This window comes from Cupriavidus malaysiensis (genome assembly GCF_001854325.1).
Lineage (GTDB): Bacteria > Pseudomonadota > Gammaproteobacteria > Burkholderiales > Burkholderiaceae > Cupriavidus > Cupriavidus malaysiensis.
The window spans coordinates 414,933-432,565 of the sequence record NZ_CP017755.1; the positions used below are offsets into that span (position 1 = coordinate 414,933).

At 64.6% G+C, this 17,633-nt stretch carries 19 protein-coding genes; 10 read left to right on the top strand and 9 right to left on the bottom strand.

Features of this window, described 5'->3' with window-relative positions; all coding sequences use genetic code 11:
- Nucleotides 1-56: 56 nt before the first annotated feature.
- Together BKK80_RS21760 and BKK80_RS37220 are read right to left on the bottom strand one after the other, a co-directional pair.
- The gene (locus tag BKK80_RS21760) at nt 57-818 is read right to left on the bottom strand and encodes a glucose 1-dehydrogenase (RefSeq protein ID WP_071039305.1); all 762 of its coding nucleotides are present in this window, start codon (nt 816-818) and stop codon (nt 57-59) included.
- Nucleotides 819-1,016: 198 nt separating this feature from the next.
- A complete protein-coding gene (locus tag BKK80_RS37220; RefSeq protein ID WP_205683736.1) occupies nt 1,017-1,511 on the bottom strand; it encodes a 2,4'-dihydroxyacetophenone dioxygenase family protein in 495 nt (164 codons plus the stop codon).
- Between the two features lie 300 nt (nt 1,512-1,811).
- Here BKK80_RS37220 and BKK80_RS21770 point away from each other — a divergent pair, with 300 nt between their 5' ends.
- On the top strand, nt 1,812-2,717 hold the full coding sequence (locus tag BKK80_RS21770; protein ID WP_071017094.1) for a helix-turn-helix transcriptional regulator: 906 nt from the start codon (nt 1,812-1,814) through the stop codon (nt 2,715-2,717).
- 58 nt (nt 2,718-2,775) lie between these two features.
- On the opposite strand, the gene BKK80_RS21775 is transcribed toward BKK80_RS21770, so the two are convergent.
- From BKK80_RS21775 to BKK80_RS21790, 4 genes are all read right to left on the bottom strand, one after another.
- Entirely contained in the window at nt 2,776-3,468 is a 693-nt protein-coding gene (locus BKK80_RS21775) for an NnrU family protein (protein WP_071071201.1), read from the bottom strand.
- Nucleotides 3,469-3,835: 367 nt separating this feature from the next.
- Nucleotides 3,836-4,294, bottom strand: coding sequence for a CHRD domain-containing protein (locus BKK80_RS21780; RefSeq protein ID WP_071017091.1), 459 nt, complete (start codon nt 4,292-4,294; stop codon nt 3,836-3,838).
- A 383-nt stretch (nt 4,295-4,677) separates the two neighbouring features.
- Nucleotides 4,678-5,523, bottom strand: coding sequence for an MBL fold metallo-hydrolase (locus tag BKK80_RS21785; RefSeq protein WP_071071203.1), 846 nt, complete (start codon nt 5,521-5,523; stop codon nt 4,678-4,680).
- Between the two features lie 18 nt (nt 5,524-5,541).
- Nucleotides 5,542-5,868 (bottom strand): hypothetical protein, encoded by a 327-nt coding sequence (locus tag BKK80_RS21790; RefSeq protein ID WP_071071205.1) that lies wholly within the window; start codon nt 5,866-5,868, stop codon nt 5,542-5,544.
- 325 nt (nt 5,869-6,193) lie between these two features.
- Between BKK80_RS21790 and BKK80_RS21795 the strand changes: the two genes are divergently transcribed.
- The gene (locus BKK80_RS21795; RefSeq protein ID WP_071071208.1) at nt 6,194-7,114 is read left to right on the top strand and encodes a LysR substrate-binding domain-containing protein; all 921 of its coding nucleotides are present in this window, start codon (nt 6,194-6,196) and stop codon (nt 7,112-7,114) included.
- Nucleotides 7,115-7,211: 97 nt separating this feature from the next.
- Here the strand turns inward: BKK80_RS21795 and BKK80_RS21800 are convergent, their stop codons facing one another.
- Nucleotides 7,212-7,796 carry a hypothetical protein gene (locus tag BKK80_RS21800; protein WP_071071210.1) on the bottom strand — a complete coding sequence of 195 codons (585 nt, stop codon included), beginning with the start codon at nt 7,794-7,796 and terminating at the stop codon, nt 7,212-7,214.
- A gap of 213 nt (nt 7,797-8,009) precedes the next feature.
- Entirely contained in the window at nt 8,010-8,993 is a 984-nt protein-coding gene (locus BKK80_RS21805) for a helix-turn-helix transcriptional regulator (protein ID WP_084545685.1), read from the bottom strand.
- Between the two features lie 290 nt (nt 8,994-9,283).
- On the opposite strand from BKK80_RS21805, the gene BKK80_RS21810 reads away from it, so the two are divergent.
- From BKK80_RS21810 to BKK80_RS36555, 7 genes are all read left to right on the top strand, one after another.
- Nucleotides 9,284-9,997, top strand: coding sequence for a fumarylacetoacetate hydrolase family protein (locus tag BKK80_RS21810; protein WP_084545686.1), 714 nt, complete (start codon nt 9,284-9,286; stop codon nt 9,995-9,997).
- Nucleotides 9,998-10,031: 34 nt separating this feature from the next.
- A complete protein-coding gene (locus BKK80_RS21815; RefSeq protein ID WP_071071212.1) occupies nt 10,032-10,910 on the top strand; it encodes a polysaccharide deacetylase family protein in 879 nt (292 codons plus the stop codon).
- Between the two features lie 77 nt (nt 10,911-10,987).
- Complete coding sequence (locus tag BKK80_RS21820) at nt 10,988-12,238, top strand: MFS transporter (RefSeq protein ID WP_071071215.1); 1,251 nt, start codon at nt 10,988-10,990, stop codon at nt 12,236-12,238.
- Nucleotides 12,235-12,990: a sulfite exporter TauE/SafE family protein gene (locus tag BKK80_RS21825; RefSeq protein ID WP_071071217.1), complete on the top strand. Its 756-nt coding sequence runs from the start codon at nt 12,235-12,237 to the stop codon at nt 12,988-12,990. Before BKK80_RS21820 ends, BKK80_RS21825 begins: the two co-directional genes overlap by 4 nt.
- 44 nt (nt 12,991-13,034) lie before the next feature.
- Nucleotides 13,035-14,489, top strand: coding sequence for an amidohydrolase family protein (locus BKK80_RS21830; RefSeq protein WP_071071219.1), 1,455 nt, complete (start codon nt 13,035-13,037; stop codon nt 14,487-14,489).
- Between the two features lie 406 nt (nt 14,490-14,895).
- Entirely contained in the window at nt 14,896-15,558 is a 663-nt protein-coding gene (locus BKK80_RS21835) for a dihydrofolate reductase family protein (RefSeq protein ID WP_071071221.1), read from the top strand.
- Nucleotides 15,559-15,574: 16 nt separating this feature from the next.
- Nucleotides 15,575-15,745, top strand: coding sequence for a hypothetical protein (locus BKK80_RS36555; protein ID WP_156811405.1), 171 nt, complete (start codon nt 15,575-15,577; stop codon nt 15,743-15,745).
- A 60-nt stretch (nt 15,746-15,805) separates the two neighbouring features.
- Here the strand turns inward: BKK80_RS36555 and BKK80_RS36560 are convergent, their stop codons facing one another.
- The gene (locus BKK80_RS36560) at nt 15,806-16,597 is read right to left on the bottom strand and encodes a hypothetical protein (protein ID WP_157903297.1); all 792 of its coding nucleotides are present in this window, start codon (nt 16,595-16,597) and stop codon (nt 15,806-15,808) included.
- Nucleotides 16,598-17,201: 604 nt separating this feature from the next.
- Between BKK80_RS36560 and BKK80_RS21840 the strand changes: the two genes are divergently transcribed.
- Nucleotides 17,202-17,519, top strand: a complete 318-nt coding sequence (locus BKK80_RS21840) for a hypothetical protein (protein ID WP_071039322.1) — start codon at nt 17,202-17,204, stop codon at nt 17,517-17,519.
- The last annotated feature ends 114 nt before the right edge of the window (nt 17,520-17,633 follow it).

Consider the following 17,633-nt stretch of genomic DNA (forward strand, 5'->3'; position numbering starts at 1 on the left):
CGTCGCGGCCGCCGCGCAGTTCGCGCCGGCGGCCGCGACGATGGCGGCCGGCCCGCCTAGGCCGCCGTCAAGCCTCCGTCGGCCACCAGCGCGTGGCCATGAACCAGCGAGGCGCGCGGCGACATCAGCCATGCCACCGCCTCGCCGATCTCCTCCGGCGTGCCGAAGCGCCCGATGGGCTGCAGCGTGCCCCAGGTGCTCTCGGTCTCCGGCTGGGCGGCGATCACCATGTCGACCATGCGCGTGCGCACCACGCCGGGACAGACGGCATTGACCCGGATGCCGCGGCTGCCGTACTCCAGGGCGGCGGTCTTGGTCAGGCCCAGCACCGCGTGCTTGGTGGCGCAATAGACGGACAGGCCGGGCTTGCCGACCAGGCCGCCCACCGAGGCCGTATTGACGATGGCGCCGCCGCCGCCGGGCAGCATGATCTCGATCTGGCGCTTCATGCCGTACCACACCGCCTTCAGGTTGACGGCCAGCAAGGCATCGAAGTGCGCCTCGTCGTGCTGCGCGAGCGGCACGCCCGGGCCGGGAATGCCGGCATTGTTGAAGGCGCCGTCGAGGCGCCCGTAGTGCCGCAGCGCCAGTTCGAGCAGGGCGTCGATCTGCTCCGGCCGCGATACGTCCACGCCCATGGCGACGGCTTCGCCGCCGGCCTGCGCGATGCGGTGCGCGGTGTCCTCCGCGGCCGCCGCGTCGATATCGCTGACCACCACGCGCGCGCCTTCGCGCGCCATCGTCTGCGCGGCCGCCGCGCCGATGCCGGCCCCGGCGCCGGTCACCACCACCACCCGGGATTGCAGTGTTCCTGCCATGTCCTGTCTCCTGTCTCCTGTCTTCTGTCTTCTGTCTCTTGTCTCTTGTCTCTTGTCTGCATGGCTGCCGTCGGGCGCTTGCATGCCTGCTGGTCTGCCGGTTCGCGAAAGCGGCCGTGCGGGCAGCGGTGCCGCCCGCACGGCCAGGCAAGCGCCAAGCAGCAAGCCGCAAGGGACAAGCGGCGCCAGCGTTCGCCTTCAGTGCGCGGACGTCACGCGTACGACATGGCCGGCCGTGCCGTTGGCCTCGGCCAGGGCCAGCATGGTGCGGCAATCCACCACCGCATTGACCTGTCCCTGCGCATCGCAGCCGCCCAGCGGGCCATGGCTGACCGCGAACATGATGCAGCCTTGCGGCGAGACGGGTTCATGCACCGCGCCTCCGGCTTCGTAGGTGTAGCAGCCGGCCTGGCCGGGATCGTCGGCGTCGTAGTAGAAGCCGCCTTCCAGCAGGAAGGCTTCCGCCGACCCCAGGTGCGCGTGCACCGGGGCCTTGGTGCCGGCGTCGACCTTGAGCAGCATGGTGAAGCCACCGCTCAGTTCGTTTACCGCCAGCAGCTTGAAATAGGTGCCGGCCATCACCCAGGGCGTCCAGGGGATCGCGTCGGCATCGATGAAGTCGCGGCCAAGGCGGGCCGTCAGCTTGACGGAGGAGGCGGAGGCCGGCTCCGGCACGGGGGGCGAAAGGGTCAAGGCAATGTCTCCTGGATTGGGATCGTCGTGGCCATCCGCGGGGGATGGCGCGAGCCAATCTATCAGCCAGGCGACGCTGGAGAGCGCCGGGGATGAACATCTGCGCGATATCGGAACAAGTTGCGATCCTTGCACAGCCGGTGCCTGGCGCGGGACCGAGCAGGCACCCCGGCGGGCATCCGGACGCTGCCCGCCGGAATGATCGCGATATCCGCACAACGCCCTATTTTTTTGCAGGCCCGACTCCCTAGAATGGCAGCAAAACAAGGCCTGGAGCCAGGAAGACAGGAGACCCCCGCCATGGAAGCAAACAGAACCGCCCTGGAGATCATTGCCCGGGAGACCGGGCGGGGGCCCGAACGCCTGCTGGCGAGCCATAGCGGCACCATCTTCGGCGCGCGCTGGAACCATCCGCCCTGCGAGGCCAGGCTGCATGGCAACGCGGACCATGTGCTGGTCTACCACCTCTCCGGCAACACGGATGTCGAGCGCCGCCGGCATGGCCTGGTGACCGGATTCCGCTCGCGCATCGGCGCGCTCACCTTCATGCCGCGTGCCTCGGATACCGAATGGCGCGTCGGCGGCCCTACCCAGGTCCTGCATCTCTACCTGCCCCACTCGGTGTTCGAAGAGTTCTCCCGCGACACCCTGGAGCAGGACGCCTGCCCCGAGATCGACGCGTTCTTCGCCGTCACCGACCCCTGGCTCGACGGCTTCTTCCGCATGCTGGCGAGCGAGTCGCCCACCAACGCCACCGACGGCATGCGCACCGAATCCCTGGTGCTCGACCAGATCCAGGCGCTGCTGGTCCGGCACCTCGTGCAACGCTACAGCCTGGACGGCCCGGATGCCGGAAGGCACCGCGGTGCGCACGGCGGCACGCTGCGGCAGAGCGTCATGCGCAAGCTAGCCGAAGTGTTCGCCGAGCGGCTGCACGAAGACATCCGCCTGCAGGACCTGGCCCAGGTCGCCTGCATGTCGAAGGACCATTTCCTGCGGATCTTCCACGCCTCGTTCGGCCAGACGCCGCACCGCTACATCACCGCCCTGCGCTTCGAGCGGGCGCGTACCTTGCTGCGCGATGAACCCGATACGCCCGTGCTGGACATCGCCCGGCGCTGCGGCTTCAAGAACCTGAGCCACTTCTCGGCCGCCTTCCGGCGCCATGTGGGCATGAGCCCGAGCCGCTTCCGCGACCTGCGCTGAGCGGCAGGCGTGCCGGCGTCGCCTCCGCCGGCCGCGGTCGTGGCGTCCGCTTCTGCGGCTACAGCCAGCGCCAGATGCCAGCGGCCGTGCCGGCCAGCGGGAGATGGGCCCAGGATGCCGCGAGCCAGACCACGAGGCCGCCCAGCAGCGCGTGCAGGCCGAAGCCGCCGAGCCGCGCGCGGCCGGCCGCGATCGCCGCGAACGGCAGGTAGCTCGTCTTCGATTCCCAGGCGGGCCAGAGATCGGGCTGGAGCCGTTCCTTCTTGCGGTCCTGCAGGGCCGAGCCGACCAGCGCGAGGAGGATGATGGCCGCCGCCACGATGATGTTCTTGGCCACCGGGAACACCGCGATGTGGCACAGCCCCCACAGGGCGAACGACCACATCATCGGGTGGCGCGTCACCGCGAACACGCCGTGCGCCGTCTCCGGGAACGGGCCGGGCCGGCCGCCGGTGGGAAGCGCCGGATTGCGGATCAGCGAACCCATCAGCAGGACCGCGGCGATCAGCATGAGCACGCTCGCCAGCGCCCAGAGTCCGCTTCCGACCGGCCATAGCGGTGCCGTCAGGGGCGCGCGCCGGTAGGCCACGATCATCCAGCCGAGCGTCCCGGCGGCCACCAGCGAATAGACGCCCTGGAATCCGGCTTCGCCGATGGCGCCGACCAGGCTCTTGCGCAGCGGATGGGACAGGAGAAAGTGGCTGCCCACGAAGGCGACTGCCGCCGCCACGACTGCGCTGGTGCTTTCCATCGGCCCGGCTCCTCTATTCCAATCGTCGGTTGACCGTACTGCCCCCGATGCGCGACGCAGGGGGCTTCATCCGGATACGCGGCCTGCGCAGTCCAAGCCGCCATACGGCGGCCGGGGCTTTGGCCGGCTTCGATATCCAGTACGGAAGATTACTGCCTGCGTGCCGCCAAAGCCAACGGGACGATATCCCGGTGCCTCTTGTTTTTGCCCCTTATCTGCCGTGACGGGCCAGGCGGAATTCGTCCCGGCGAGGTGCATCCTCCGGATGGCGTTACGGTGCTCCTGGCTGCAATCTTGGCGGGTTCCCGTCTCGATCGCCAACGCGATCCAGATGCTCCACGTGATCCTGTGGGATGTGCTGCAGGCGTCAAGGTCCCTGCGGCGGCAGCACCTGGCCGCGGATCTCGCCGGCCGGATGCGCCTTGGTATGCACGTTGATGTACATCTTGCCGGTAAGAAGCTCCTGCGCGTCAGCCGGGGACAGCGTGGCCTGGCCCTGCAAGGGGCTGGTGAGCGCTGCGTCCTTCCTGGAAATCCAGACTTTCACGTCGGCGTTCTTGCCGGGCGTGGCCGGCCCATGGAAATGCGCCATGGTGGGCTCGCTGGACAGGTCGCTGAGCGTGATGGTCCAGGTGATGACCCGGGTACCGGGGTCGAAGGTAAGGTTGGCGGAGCCGCTTCCCTTGGTCTGGACAGGAGGCACCTCCTGCGTCCCGCTGAGCGCCACGGTGAACGAGACCGGGGCCGCTTGCACCAACGCCATCGATCCGGCCAAGGCCAGGCCGGAGAGCTCCACGAGGGCCCGCCGCCATTGCGAAGCATCCATTTGATCGCCTCCTGTCCGGTGATGCACTGGCTGCGCGGAGGCTGTCCGTTGTCATGTCATGTCATGGCGGCGGGCAGGTTCGCTGCCGGGGCTCCAATGCCTGGAAGATTCGCCGGCTGCCCGGCCGCCGGCGCCGATCCGAGAAAAGGATAGGCCGCGCCTGCTATCAAATCCAGCACGGCCGCTCTGGGGCCGCTCCGGCCACACATCCGCTCTGCGCCTGCACCGGCACATTGCTACCATCGCTCTCCTGCCGGACGGACAGGACGGAGTGAGAGGACATCCGCCACGACAACGGGGATCGACCACATCGGGCCACCGTTGCCAATCTCGAAGCTTCACAACGCTTTTTTCACCGCGTGGCCGGCCACTTGCCCACCGCCTCATGCTGCGGTCTCATAATGGAGGCCGTACAGCCGTCCGGATCGCTGTATCCGCGCGAAACCCGGCTCGCCCAAGTGCATACCGGCGATCAAGAGCCCTTCCGAACTGACCACGTCCAGAAGCCGCGATCGGGTGGAGGCCGCCAGGGACGGCTCCTGATCGAATGCAATCGATACGTCTGGCCGTTCAATCTGGATGTGAGGGAAATGAACGATATCCCCCCAGACGAGCACACCCTGGTCACGCGATTCGAGGAGATACCCGGTGTGTCCGTCTGTGTGCCCCGGTAGCGGCATCGCCCTGATACCGGGCAGCACTTCGCCCGCATCGAACGTACGGAGTCGGCCGCTGTAGGCGTCGAACACCTGGCGCGCTATCGCGAAGTTGCCGCGGGCCCGCTCACTGGCGCGAGCCAGGTTTCCGTCATCCCGCCAGAACTTGATTTCCTGCCGATGCGCGACAAGCTCCGCGTTTGGAAAGGCCATGTGTCCGGCCGTATCCACCAGCCCGCCGACATGATCGGGGTGGGCGTGAGTGAGCAGGATGGCGTCGATGGTGGCAGGTTCGATGCCGGCAAGCGATAGATTGGCCTGCAGTCGGCCGCCCCATTGCTTGATCCCGCCAGCCCCGCCGTCGATCAGCACCGTGCGGCCCGCTCCGCGCACCACGTAGCAGTTGATATGCACAGCAGAGGGTTCCTTCTGTCCTGCATCGCGCTGCATTCTGGACGCCTCGGCGCTGTCGATATTGGAAAGGAAGTCAAGGCTGGCGGTGAGATAGCCGTCGCTGATGGCGGTAATCGTGAAGTCACCGGCTTGCTGACTCGGAAAGCAGGATGCGGACATTGTTCTTCTCGAAGCCTGTCAGTTTCTGGCATGAATGCTCGGCGCGGCATAGCCAAAACAACGGATGCGCGCCGTGAGACCAGTGCGGCGAATGATGGCGTCGTCCAGGGCTTCCATGAATCGGTTCATTACCGTCGGAGTACGAAACGTTTCAAGGCGATATCGGATTTCCGCGAAGATGGGGTGTCCATGTCCGCTCCGGATATGCACGTAGATGATATGAACGTTCTTGAGCTCGGCTTCAAGGATATTCGTGCAGAGTTCGATGCAATCGTCGGAAAGCCCGGCAAGGCTCTCGTCAGACGGTGTTTTCTCCGCATCGAGATAGAAAGCAATGTTTGGCATCGCAGGCCAGTTTTTCCTGTGCTGTCGAGGGGGGCGTGGGAGCGTGTCAGTCGCTGCCTTATCGTGAGGGCGGCAGCCTTTCGCGGCGATAGAAGCCGTTCCATTCGGCTTCGCTGTCGGGACCGGCAAAGCTATGTTCCATGGTGTCGGGCATCGGGTTGTCCTTCGTGACGGAAGCCCATCGATCTGCCATGATCGATGTTCATTGCAGTGATGTAAGGCTAGCCTTATATTTCACGCATTGAAATCGAGAAAACGTCATCCTTCAGTGATGTTTGCTCAAGCTGGGCGTGGGCCCATCCGATTGGCGACTGGCGAGACCTTAATGCGACGCAAGATTCCAAGCAGTTCCGCGCTCCAGGCTTTCGAGGCGGCGGCTCGGCACGGCAGCTTCGCCCGCGCCGCCGAGGAGTTGGCACGCACCGAGGGCGCCATCAGCCGTCAGATCGGTCGCTTGGAGGAGTTCCTGGGCGTCGCATTGTTCGAGCGGATTGGCAATCGGGTACGGCTTGCACCCAACGGCACGCGCTACGCGGCGCAGGTTCGTGAAACCCTGGATCGGCTGGAGCGGGACTCCCTGTATCTGATGGGGCAGCCCAGCGAGGGGGCGAGCATCGATATCGCCGCCGTTCCGACCTTCGCTACCCGTTGGCTGATCCCGCGGCTGAAGCGTTTCCAGGCGGCGCATCCGAACATCACCGTGCATATCGCCGAACGTCTGGAACCCTTCCTTCTTGCCGGCAGCGGTTTCGACGCGGCCATTCATTTCGAGCATCCGGCATGGGCGGGCATGCATCGCCATCACCTGCTGGAGGAGGTGCTCGTGCCCGTCTGCAGCCCGGCGTTCCTCGCAGACGCGGGCGCCGGCACGTCGCTGGACGCGCTGCCACGGCTTCACCGGCGGCAGAATCCGGACGCCTGGCAGGTTTATGCGCAGGAGTCAGGGATCGTGCTCACCAATCCGGCAGTTGGCCCGCGCTACGATCTCCATTCCATGCTGATCGAGGCGGCCCTGGCCGGCCTGGGGGTCGCATTGGTGCCGCGTCTTTACATTGGGGCGGAGCTGGAACAAGGCCGTTTGGTCGCGCCCTGGCCAGACGGCAAAGCGATCACCAAGGACTTCTGCCTCGTTCTTCCCGAACCGATCGAACTGTGCGAGACGCCCTTGCAGGCGTTCGCGAAATGGCTTCTCGAAGAAGCCCGGGGCATGACGCCTCGAGGCAGCGCCAGCGCCTTGCGCCCATGATAGAGGGCATCTATCCAGAGCTTCCCGACATTCTCCCGGGCTGCTGGAGTCGGCCGAGACCGGGTTTGCCCGGCCGGGGCCGGTCCAGGCCAAGGCTTCACCGATCCGCGGGTGAATCGACGGTCGTCGCGGATCCTGTGCGGGCAATTTCGAATGCATCTTCCGGCTCGTATCCCTCGACCAGTAGCGAGTCAATCGCATCCCGGAAATCCGCAATGTTGGCGGGCAGCTCGTCCTTGTGCGCGATGTAATAGGCATAACGGAGTTTTCCCGCCTCTTCTGGCTTGCGCTTGACCAGAGGCGTGACGAGCTTTCTCTGCGCCACGATGTACGTCGCGAATTCGGGCGATTTGCTGTGCCAATCGAAATCGAAGGCTTCCTGCTGGACTTCGACGGCGATGTGCCGCTTATCGTATCGGCCACCGGGTTCGTCCGTTTGTCCGTTCACCACGAGGCCGGCCAGGTCCGGCAAGCCGAGCGTTTCGCAGAAGTACTTGACCACGTCGAGCCGCCTGCCCGTCGAGACGGGTATGGCGTTCTGTACCTCGATCAGCGAAGGGTGTCGGCCCTGGGCCTGCCCGACGAGGTTCTTGTACGTGATGGTCTGGCGCCTGATGGCGCAGTCTACGAGGATGGGGAAATAGACCTCGGCGAGAGCGATATCTGTCTTGGTGAATGTCATGGCGTCCGGCTAAGGCATTGTCGAAATGCATGGGGCGCATGCAAGCAGCGTCAATGACGGCTTGCAAAGCGTGATGGTTGCCGGTATTCCATGCCGATCACGATAAGCGGAAATTCCGGCATCTGGATATCGGCAGGCCGGGGCAGGAGCTTAAGCTGTGTCCGCGGGATGCTGCACGGCTCCCCAGGCAGCCCGGCAGTCGCCTGCCGGGGGCTACTCAACCCAGGTGCGCGCGCCGACGTTCTGGAATTGGCGTCGAAAAGCCAATGGCGTCGACCCTACGATCTGACGGAAGCGCCTGGCAAAGTTATTCGGCTCGCCGAACCCCGTGCTTTGCCCGATTTCTGCGGCGGAGGCGGATGTGAAAACCAGCAGGCTCTTCGCCCGCTCAATGCGTCTTTCCGTCACCAGTTCCAGAAAGGTCTTCCCGGTTTCATTCTTCAGCAGGTGGGCCAGATGGGTGGCGGACACATGGCTGACCTGGGCTGCATCGCCCAGGGTCAACTCCCCGGCGAGGTTGTCCGTGATATAGCGCATGCAGCGAAGCACGGATTGCTTGTACGGCTGCAGATGCCGGCCGTTGGCCTCGCAAGCACGGATCTTGTCGCCATGGCGTCGCCATACCATGCCGATCAGGTTGAGCAGGTGGCTGCGGATCAGCAGGCTGCTGGCCGTGTCGTCGCTCGACGATTGCTGCGCCTCGAGTGCCATGCGCTCGCAAAGCGCCTGCAGGGACTGCGTGTCCAGCTCATCGAACTGGAAATCCAGGCAATGCTGGAAGCGGAAGGGGGCGAGTTCCGGTGCGTGTGCGAGTGGCACATCCGATAAGGCGAAAACGTCAAGATCAAGCGACGGCAGCAGGTATTCCTTGCTGATGTTGATGACGTAGAACTGGCCGTCCGCCTGATTTGGAATGTAGTGAACCACGAACGGCAGCACGAAGCTGACCGTGCCGGGGCGAATCGATCGCTGCTGGTCCCCGATGTAGTGGGTCGTCTCGCCTCGCAGGTTGACGTAGATCTGGAAGTATTCGTGACGGTGCGCTACCGGATTGGGCAGGCAATTGCTCTGGTTGTGGATACCGAAATAGGCGCTCTGCGCCCGGGTGGCCATGGTGTAGTTCCGGATGGCCGCGCGCTTTTCGCCGCTGTGGTGCAGGGGGGGCAGCGGGTCGTTCGAGGGATGCGCCTGGTGCATGGGGAAACCGCCGGACAAAGGATCGCAAGGATTGCACATCTTTTCGCAAACCTGTGCATTGAGAGCGGATGACCTCAACTCTAAACTCTAGTCCACCGAATCACTGAAATCGGTCGGTGCCTGACATGCCATGCGGGCTCATCGCGTCGTTGCAAATGCTCGCCATAGCCGGGCTATGGCTGCGCTTTGCGCCTGGCGCTGATTCCCGCAAGACATGTCCTTCAGCTCCCATTTCAATGATTCAGCGGACCAGCCACTCCGTCAGAACATCTTACTAAGAGACAATCCCTATGCCTAGTGCCAGTGCAGACAACATCGCGCAGTCGACCGGACTCCCGCGCGTTACCCCGACCTTCCTGGATATTGTCGGCAGTGACCAACGCTTCCAGGTGCGGCGCATCTATTGCGTGGGACGCAATTATCTTGCCCATATCCGGGAGATGGGAGAGGGCGACGAGCGCGACCCGCCATTCTTCTTCCAGAAACCGGCCGATGCCATTGTCACGGATGGGCGTGTCCCTTATCCCACGTTCACCGACGATTTTCAGTTCGAGTTCGAGCTGGTGATCGCCATCGGCAGCGAAGCGGTGAACGTATCGCCCGACGCGGCGCTGGACCATGTCTTCGGCTACGCCGCGGGCCTGGATATGACACGGCGGGACCGCCAGCGCGAATGCAATAAGCGCGGCCTGCCGTGGGAGCTGGGGAAGTCGTTCGACCATTCGGCGCCGTGCGGCCCCATCCATCCCGCGGCGCAGGTCGGCCATCTCCGTTCGGGGACACTCAGCCTTGCGGTGAACGGGACGGTGCGACAGAACTCCCTGCTCGAAAAGATGATCTGGAACGTCCACGAGATCGTCAGCGAGCTGTCCAGGCAATACCGGCTGCTTCCGGGCGACCTGATCTTCACGGGCACACCGGAAGGCGTCGGCGCGGTGCAGCGCGGTGACAGGCTCAGCGGACGCATCGAAGGACTCGCCCCCTTGCAGGTCGAGATTGTCTGAGTCCCCAGCCAACGGAGCACACCAGGAGCACACCATGAAGCCGCTTGAGCGCATTTCGTATTCAGCCATTTCAGAGCGTCCCGCCTTGGCGTTGCCGGGCGGCAAGCGCCTGGCTGTCTGGGTGATTGTCAATGTCGAGGAGTGGGATATCAACGAGACCATGCCGCGCACGGTGCTGACGCCTCCCGCCGGTGGCTCTCCGATGCCCGATATCCCGAACTGGGCCTGGCACGAGTACGGCAACCGCGTCGGCTTCTGGCGCATGCTGGACGTCATCGACGAACTGGGGATCGGCGCGACGCTGGCCATCAATGGCTCGGCCATCCAGGCGTACGAGCCGATCGCCAGGGCGGCCAAGGCGCGCAACTGGGAGTTCATCGGCCATGGCTTCGGGCAGCGCAATATGCAGAAGGTGCCCGACGAAACGATCGACATCGCGAAGACCACCGAAGCGATCCGTGCCTATACCGGCAAGCGCCCGCGCGGCTGGCTTGGTCCGGGACTCACGGAAACCTGGCACACGCCGGACATCCTGGCAGAGCAAGGCTACGAGTATGTCTGCGACTGGGTGCTCGACGACCAGCCCGTGGAGCTGAAGACGCGCGATGGTGGCCGCATCGTGAACGTGCCCTATACGCAGGAGTGCAATGACGTGGCGATGATGCTGATCCAGCATCACAAGGCCAGCGAGTATCGCGACCGCGCGATCGATCAGTTCGAGCAGCTCTACGCCGACGCGAAGCACTCGGCCCGCGTGATGGCACTGGTCGTGCATCCGTACATCATGGGTGCGCCACACCGCCTGCGCTACTTCCGGGAGGCGCTGGCACACATCCGGGCACGCGAGGACGTCGCCTTCCTGACCGGGGAGCAGATCCTCGATTGGTACAAGGCAGCGCGAATCGACCGATAGCCGCCCGAGTCCGGCCTGAGCCCGGCCTGAGTCCGGGCAATCCAGAACAATCTCGCTTGACGAGAAGGAGACACCAAGTGAATTCCGCGACATCGGCCAATCCGCTGCCCGGTGAGGGGCGCAGCGAAACGCCCGTCACAGCCCTGGAGATCGGCATGTTTCTCGTGCTGCTCGCCTCTTACGCGCTCAATGCGATGGACCGGCAGATCTTTCCGCTGATCGCCGCGGATGTGCGCAGGGAGTTCGGCTTCGGCCTCGCCGACACCGGCCTGCTCTCGACCATCTTCACGCTCGGCATGGCGCTGGCGGGGGTGCCGACGGGATACCTGCTGGCGCGCTGGTCGCGCAAGGCCGTGCTGCAGCTCGGTATCGCGGTCTTTTCGCTGGCCACGCTGCTGACTGCCTATTCGAGCGGCTTCGGCGACATGATCGTGTACCGCGCTGCCACCGGTATCGGCGAGGCGATGCAACTGACCGTGGTGATCGCCATCGCGGCGAGCTATTTCGCGCGCTTCCGCGCGACTGCGGTCGGTGCCATCAACTTCTCCTTCGGTGTCGGCGCCATCGTGGGGCCGCTGCTCGGCGGGCACCTGATCGGCTTCGAGCGCAACTGGCGCTTGCCGCTGATCGTGTTCGGCCTGGCCGGATTTGCCGCGATGGCGTTGATCGCGGTGGCCGTGAGCCAGCGCATGACCGAGAAGGCCGGCACCATCGACACCCGCATCGACACCCGCGGTGCCACGACGATGTGGAACCGGAACACGGTACTGCTGACCGGGATGAGCGTCATCGGCGGACTGTGCATCTATGGCTACCTCGGCATGTATCCCACCTATCTGCGTGAGCATCTGCACTACACGCCCGCCGACACCGGCCGGGTCATGAGCATTTTCGGAGGCGGGGTGTTCGCCTCCATCTTCGGCGGCTGGCTCGGCGACCGCTTTCATCCCAAACTGGTGCTGTCGCTGAGCTTCGCGGGGGCCGGCTTGCTCGGCGTCCTCCTGTTCTCGGGGCCGACGGGCATGCTGGTCCAATCGGTGCTGTCCTTTGCCTGGGGGCTGGTGGTGAGTGGCGTGCTGTACGTGAACCTGGCCGGATACCACATCAAGTCCGTGCGCGCCTCGCTGACGAACCGCGCGACCGGTGTCTTCGTGACCACACTCTACGGCGCCGGCGCATTCGCGGGTTACATCATCGGCGGCATCGCGGCACGCTTTGGCTGGAGCGCGGCCGGCTTCCTGCAGATCACCTTGCTATCGGTGGTCGGGATCGCTCTCGCCATGTCTCTGCGGACCGATCGCATGTCTCTGCGCGTGCGCCAGCCATGACGCCGGCGGATTGGGTATTGCTCGGAGGCGCCGCGACCCTGGCCGGCACGCTGAATGCCGTGGCAGGCGGCGGCAGCTTCCTGACGCTGCCGGCCTTGGCGATGGTCGGCGTGCCGCTGGTATCTGCCAATGCCACGGGGACTGCCGCGCTCCTGCCCGGCTACGTGGCGGGTGCCTGGGCCCTGCGCAAGGAACTGTCCGGGCCGATGTCGCCCTCGCTGCTTCGCATGGGGGTGTTGTCAGTGCTGGGCGGGGCGGCAGGCGCGGCCTTGCTGTTGTCGACATCGAACAGCGCCTTCGGCCGCATCGTGCCTTGGCTGCTGCTGGCCGCGACCCTTCTCTTTGCCTGCGGGCCAAGGCTCCTGCGCCGAGGGCGCCCCGCGGCGGATGCCCGGCGCGACCGGGGCGCGGACATCGGCATCGTTGCGATCGCGATCTATGGCGGCTATTTCAACGGCGGTCTCGGCATCTTGCTGCTGGCGGCTCTCAGCGCGCTCGGGCATACCGACTTGAGCCGGATGAATGGCATCAAGAACTTCGTCTCCGTGATCCTGACGCTGATGGCCGTCGCCATCTATGCGGCGAGCGGTGCCATCGCCTGGACGCACGCCCTATGGATGGCTGCCGGCGCCACCGCCGGCGGGTATTTCGGCGGCGCGATGGCGCGGCGATTGCCGCCGGCCGTGGTGCGCGGCTTCGTGGTCCTGACGGGGCTGGCCATGACCATTGCCTTCTTTATCAAGTCGCATTGACAACACCGACTCTCCTGTCATCCGCGTCGAACCGGGAAACCAATATGAGAACCACCAGAAGAGCATTCACCAAGGCCGCGGGCGCAATGATCGCCCTGGCAAGCACCGGGATACCCTCGCTCGCCGCTCCGGCGCGGGCGGGCACGCCATCGGCGGCGCCTGCGGTCCGTCGCGGCACCTACCTGATCAAGAATGGGATGGTCATCACGGTAGACCGGAACCAGGGCGTCCTGCCACGGGCGGACATCTTGATCCGGAACGGTGTGATCGAACGGATCGGCCGGGGATTGAGCGTGCCAGGTGCGCAGTTGATCGATGCTACCGACATGATCGTGATGCCCGGCTTCGTCAACTCGCACTACCACATGTGGAGCGCGATCGGACGCAGCTTCACCGCGCGCAACGGTGGCTTTTCCTACTACCCCGCCAAGAGCGCCACGTCAGGCCTGTACACGCCCGAGGACTTCTATAACAGCGTACTTCTCGCGTGCGCCGAACTGGTGAACGGCGGGACCACCACCGTGCACAACTGGTCGCACAATACCCGCTCTCCGGCCCACGCAGACGCCGAGCTGCGCGCGCACCAACACTCGCTGCTGCGCGCACGTTACTCATATGGGCACATCGACAAGCTACCGGTCGACGAGGTCAACCGATACCACGATCTTGCGCGCGTCCGGCGCGAATGGTTCGGTGCCGATTCCCCGTTCGACGGACTGGTTCATCTGGGACTGAACCTGCGCGGCCCGCAGCAAAGTACCGATGCGGTCTTCCACGAGGAAATGAAATTCGTCAAGGCGAGCGGACTTCCCGTAGCCATCCATGCACCGCAGGAGTCCCCCAACAACGTCGATGCCGTCGACTACGAGAGGCGGGGCTACCTCGGCCCGGATTTCATGATCGCGCACTACATCCCCGCGACCACCGAAGACCTGGCGGCGATGGCACGTACGAAGACGCCGCTTTCGTTCGCGACACATTCCGAACTCCGGCTCAGCAGCACGGGCGATGCCCGCGCCGCCCTGTTCGCGATGCGCGCCGCCGGGTTGACCATTTCATTGTCCAGCGACGCGACCTCGATCGCCCCGCCGGATATGTTCGAAATGATGCGTTTCACCTGGAATCTCGGGGTGCCATGGGCCGGCACGCCAAGCGAGCGGGCGTCTGCCATCAGCGTGCAAGAGGTGATCGAAATGGCGACGATCAACGGGGCCGTTGCCATGGGGATCGGCGACATTACCGGATCCATTACCGAGGGCAAGCGCGCGGACATCATCCTGGTGCGGGCCAAGGACCTGAACATCTGGCCGATCGGCAATATCGAAACGGCCATTGTGCAGAGCGGCACCACCAGCAATGTCGACACCGTGCTGGTCGACGGGCGACTGATCAAACGGCACGGACGTCTGCTGGCGTACGACGTGAACCGCATCGTGCGCGGTGCCCAGCGGTCTTCCGCCCGGATCCTGGATTCGGCCGGGGAGATATTGAAGTTCTAGGTGGCCCTGCGGGGCAGCGGGGCAGCGGGGCGGATGGAGCCCCCTGTCCGTGGCTTCAGCTGGTCGTTTCGAGACGTGCACCCCGCCCCGGAATTCGGCAAAGAAGCAAAAAGGTTCATCAAGGAGCTCCGGGGAAAGGCTGCGCGCATCACCGTCGCGCGATCCTTCCCCGCCCTGACGGGCGGGGAATGCCGCGCATCCTGATCAAGCCGTGGCGAGCGTCATGTGACGAATGGCCGTCCCCATCGAGCATTCCAGCAACTACAGTAGTATCGAGACGGCTCGGAGGGGACTCGCCGGGAAGCCAGAAGCCTGCGCGCGGCACGACCTTTCCCTGCTGGCAACACGCATGACCGGACGCCGGCGTCCGTCGACCACCTGTCAGGCGTCCAGACGGAGGCAAACGATGGCACGCGTTCGCGTTGACGGCTTCACCCTCTCGCTCGACGGCTACGGGGCCGGTCCGGATCAGGACATCGACCATCCGCTCGGCATTGGCGGGACCGAACTGCACCAGTGGCTGGTCCCGACACGCACATTCCAGCGGATCTTGTTCGGCAAGGACGGCGGTACGACCGGGATCGACGATGATTTCGCCGCCCGTGGCTTCCAGGATGTCGGGGCCTGGATTCTTGGAAGGAATATGTTCGGACCCGTTCGCGGGGACTGGCCGGACACCAGCTGGAAAGGCTGGTGGGGAGATCGTCCACCGTATCACGTGCCGGTCTTCGTCTTGACCCATCATGCTCGTCCTTCCATCGAGATGGAGGGCGGCACGACGTTCCACTTCATCACGGAAGGCATCCGCGCAGCGCTGGACCGCGCACGCGAGGCCGCGGCCGGCATGGATGTGCGGATCGGCGGCGGGCCGGACACGATCCGGCAGTATCTGCGCGAGGGCCTCATTGATGAACTGCACATCGCGATCGCGCCGGTCCTGCTCGGCCGGGGAGAATCGCTGCTCGAAGGGGTCGACTTGCGGGCGCTGGGCTACGGATGCGTTGAGTTCGTGGCGTCGGAAAAGGCCACGCATGCCGTGCTGCGGCGCCAGGGGAACACGGGCGCCTGAACTCTCGCTGCAAGGCGTGGCGACAACCATCGCGATGCATGCGCCCACCCACGCCACCATCTACAGCAATTCCACGCTGGAGGACGAGCTGATCGACGTGGTCGCGACCCACGACGACGTGGCGGTCATCCCTTCCGGATCAGGTGATGGCGTCATCCGTTGGGTCGGCTGCCGGCGCTGGAGGTGAGCACGCGGACCAGGATCTTCAGGCGTTCCAACGGTTCGACGTCCGGCACGGTTCAGAGGGCTAATGGCCGCCTCCATTGGACATCCCACCGAATCCGCCGCGTGCCATACCTCGACCGCCACCGCCACCGCCACCGCCACCGTGGCCGATACCTGCAACATTGCCACGACTCATCGCCGAACCGCCACCGGGGGATGGAGTCCGACCACGGTCGGGGAACGCAACCGGACCACCCACGTGGACCACGGCTGAACTGCTACCAGGGACCATGGCCTGACCATGGCCGGCGAACGTCTCCGGACGGCCCGCATGAACCATGCTCGGACCAGAACCGATTTCCATGGGCCGACTGTTTCGACTGAACATGCCCGGACTGCCGCGACCGGAACCCATGCCGGAACCGCCACCGGGGCGCATTGCCTGACCGCCGCCAGGAACCCTACCCGGCCTGCCACCCGGGTTCATGCCCGGACTGCTGGCGAAGCCCGTGCCACGGTCCGGGAATCCGTGATGAAACCGGTGATGCCGCGCGCGATGGAAGTCCACAATGAACACGGAATCGAGGAAGGTGGCGGCGCCATAGTAATACCCGGGGTAATAGGGGTATCCGCAATGGAGGTAATAATAATCGTATCCGTCATATGGATACCTGCAGTCCGGATATCCATAATAGGTGTAGGCATCCCCTGGGATTGCGGAATCATACCCGGCGATTTCAGTATTTCCGGGAATCCCGGAATCATATCCGAAGGTATAGATGTCGTCGTAGTAGGTCGCAGTTGGAGTTCCGGTGCATCCCGTTATAGAAATCAGCGCCGAAGCAGCCATCGCGACAGTGCGAATCGTGCTCATGGCTTACCCCCTGCCATATCAAGTGAATCCCGTCATCAATGTTGCCGATGCGGCACGCGTTGAATTGGCTTCAACCTGCAGTCATGCGGCCGGCATCCAAAGTAAGCCGGTAATCCGGTAATCCGCCTTGGCACCCATTCCACGCTGCTCGACCCGCCATCAAGCGCGAATCCTTGATTCGTAACCGACACTTCCCCAGGGATTTCGGCTGCTGCCGGCAAGAAAGGGTCGCCCAGACCATTTCGCTCGCGTTTGAACTCCTTTCACCACTTGTCAGTGGCCATGAACTTTGTCTTTTGATTAAGTCTAGTCGCAAATCCAGCCATGCGTTTTTCCCCGGGCATTCTCGTCCTGGTATCGATGCAACCACTTATCTGCGCCGCTATCTGGACGCGAGGACGTCGCGAGCCCTCGCAAGCCCTCGCAAGCCCCTATTCCGGGCTCGCTTCGACTGCAGGAGCCCGGCCGTGCCGGCGCGCCCAGCCGGCCGCGCAACTGGCACCACGACGTCGCGTTACAGAAAGTCACCGCTGTGCGGATTCGCTAATACACGGCCGAGCCGTGCTCACCTAAAGTCTCTGCAAGAGACGAAAGGAGAGAAATCATGCGGAAGGCTGCAGCACTTGTGCTTCTGGTCGGCGTTACGGCGCTGGGCTCCAACATGGCTGAGGCGCGGGTGGATGTCGGCATCGGCATCGGCTTGCCGGCGCCAGTATTTGTCGCCCCGCCGCCCGAATACTACGAACCGGCCCCGGTCATCGTCCAACCGGCGCCCGTCGTCGCGGCTCCGGCCTACTACGATGACGCGTGGCAGGCTCGCGCTTGGAGAGAGCGCCAGTGGCGCGAGCAGCGGTGGAGGGAGCACGAATGGCGGGAGCGCCAGCGCGAACGGCGTCACTGGCACGACGACGATGACGACTGAACGCTTTCGCCGCCGTGAACCCGCAGGGCAGATCCGCATCTGACAGCCGGGTTCCGGCGCACCTCCGACACGCGCGAGCTGCCGCCGGGCATCATTGCGAATCGCGCCCAATCC

Coding starts and splice junctions, on each gene's coding strand:
- BKK80_RS21760 (WP_071039305.1), bottom strand. CDS start 818: ATGGCAGGAACACTGCAATCCCGGGTGGTGGTGGTGACCGGCGCCGGG.
- BKK80_RS21770 (WP_071017094.1), top strand. CDS start 1,812: ATGGAAGCAAACAGAACCGCCCTGGAGATCATTGCCCGGGAGACCGGG.
- BKK80_RS21775 (WP_071071201.1), bottom strand. CDS start 3,468: ATGGAAAGCACCAGCGCAGTCGTGGCGGCGGCAGTCGCCTTCGTGGGC.
- BKK80_RS21780 (WP_071017091.1), bottom strand. CDS start 4,294: ATGGATGCTTCGCAATGGCGGCGGGCCCTCGTGGAGCTCTCCGGCCTG.
- BKK80_RS21785 (WP_071071203.1), bottom strand. CDS start 5,523: ATGTCCGCATCCTGCTTTCCGAGTCAGCAAGCCGGTGACTTCACGATT.
- BKK80_RS21790 (WP_071071205.1), bottom strand. CDS start 5,868: ATGCCAAACATTGCTTTCTATCTCGATGCGGAGAAAACACCGTCTGAC.
- BKK80_RS21795 (WP_071071208.1), top strand. CDS start 6,194: ATGCGACGCAAGATTCCAAGCAGTTCCGCGCTCCAGGCTTTCGAGGCG.
- BKK80_RS21800 (WP_071071210.1), bottom strand. CDS start 7,796: ATGACATTCACCAAGACAGATATCGCTCTCGCCGAGGTCTATTTCCCC.
- BKK80_RS21805 (WP_084545685.1), bottom strand. CDS start 8,993: ATGCACCAGGCGCATCCCTCGAACGACCCGCTGCCCCCCCTGCACCAC.
- BKK80_RS21810 (WP_084545686.1), top strand. CDS start 9,284: ATGCCTAGTGCCAGTGCAGACAACATCGCGCAGTCGACCGGACTCCCG.
- BKK80_RS21815 (WP_071071212.1), top strand. CDS start 10,032: ATGAAGCCGCTTGAGCGCATTTCGTATTCAGCCATTTCAGAGCGTCCC.
- BKK80_RS21825 (WP_071071217.1), top strand. CDS start 12,235: ATGACGCCGGCGGATTGGGTATTGCTCGGAGGCGCCGCGACCCTGGCC.
- BKK80_RS21830 (WP_071071219.1), top strand. CDS start 13,035: ATGAGAACCACCAGAAGAGCATTCACCAAGGCCGCGGGCGCAATGATC.
- BKK80_RS21835 (WP_071071221.1), top strand. CDS start 14,896: ATGGCACGCGTTCGCGTTGACGGCTTCACCCTCTCGCTCGACGGCTAC.
- BKK80_RS36560 (WP_157903297.1), bottom strand. CDS start 16,597: ATGAGCACGATTCGCACTGTCGCGATGGCTGCTTCGGCGCTGATTTCT.
- BKK80_RS21840 (WP_071039322.1), top strand. CDS start 17,202: ATGCGGAAGGCTGCAGCACTTGTGCTTCTGGTCGGCGTTACGGCGCTG.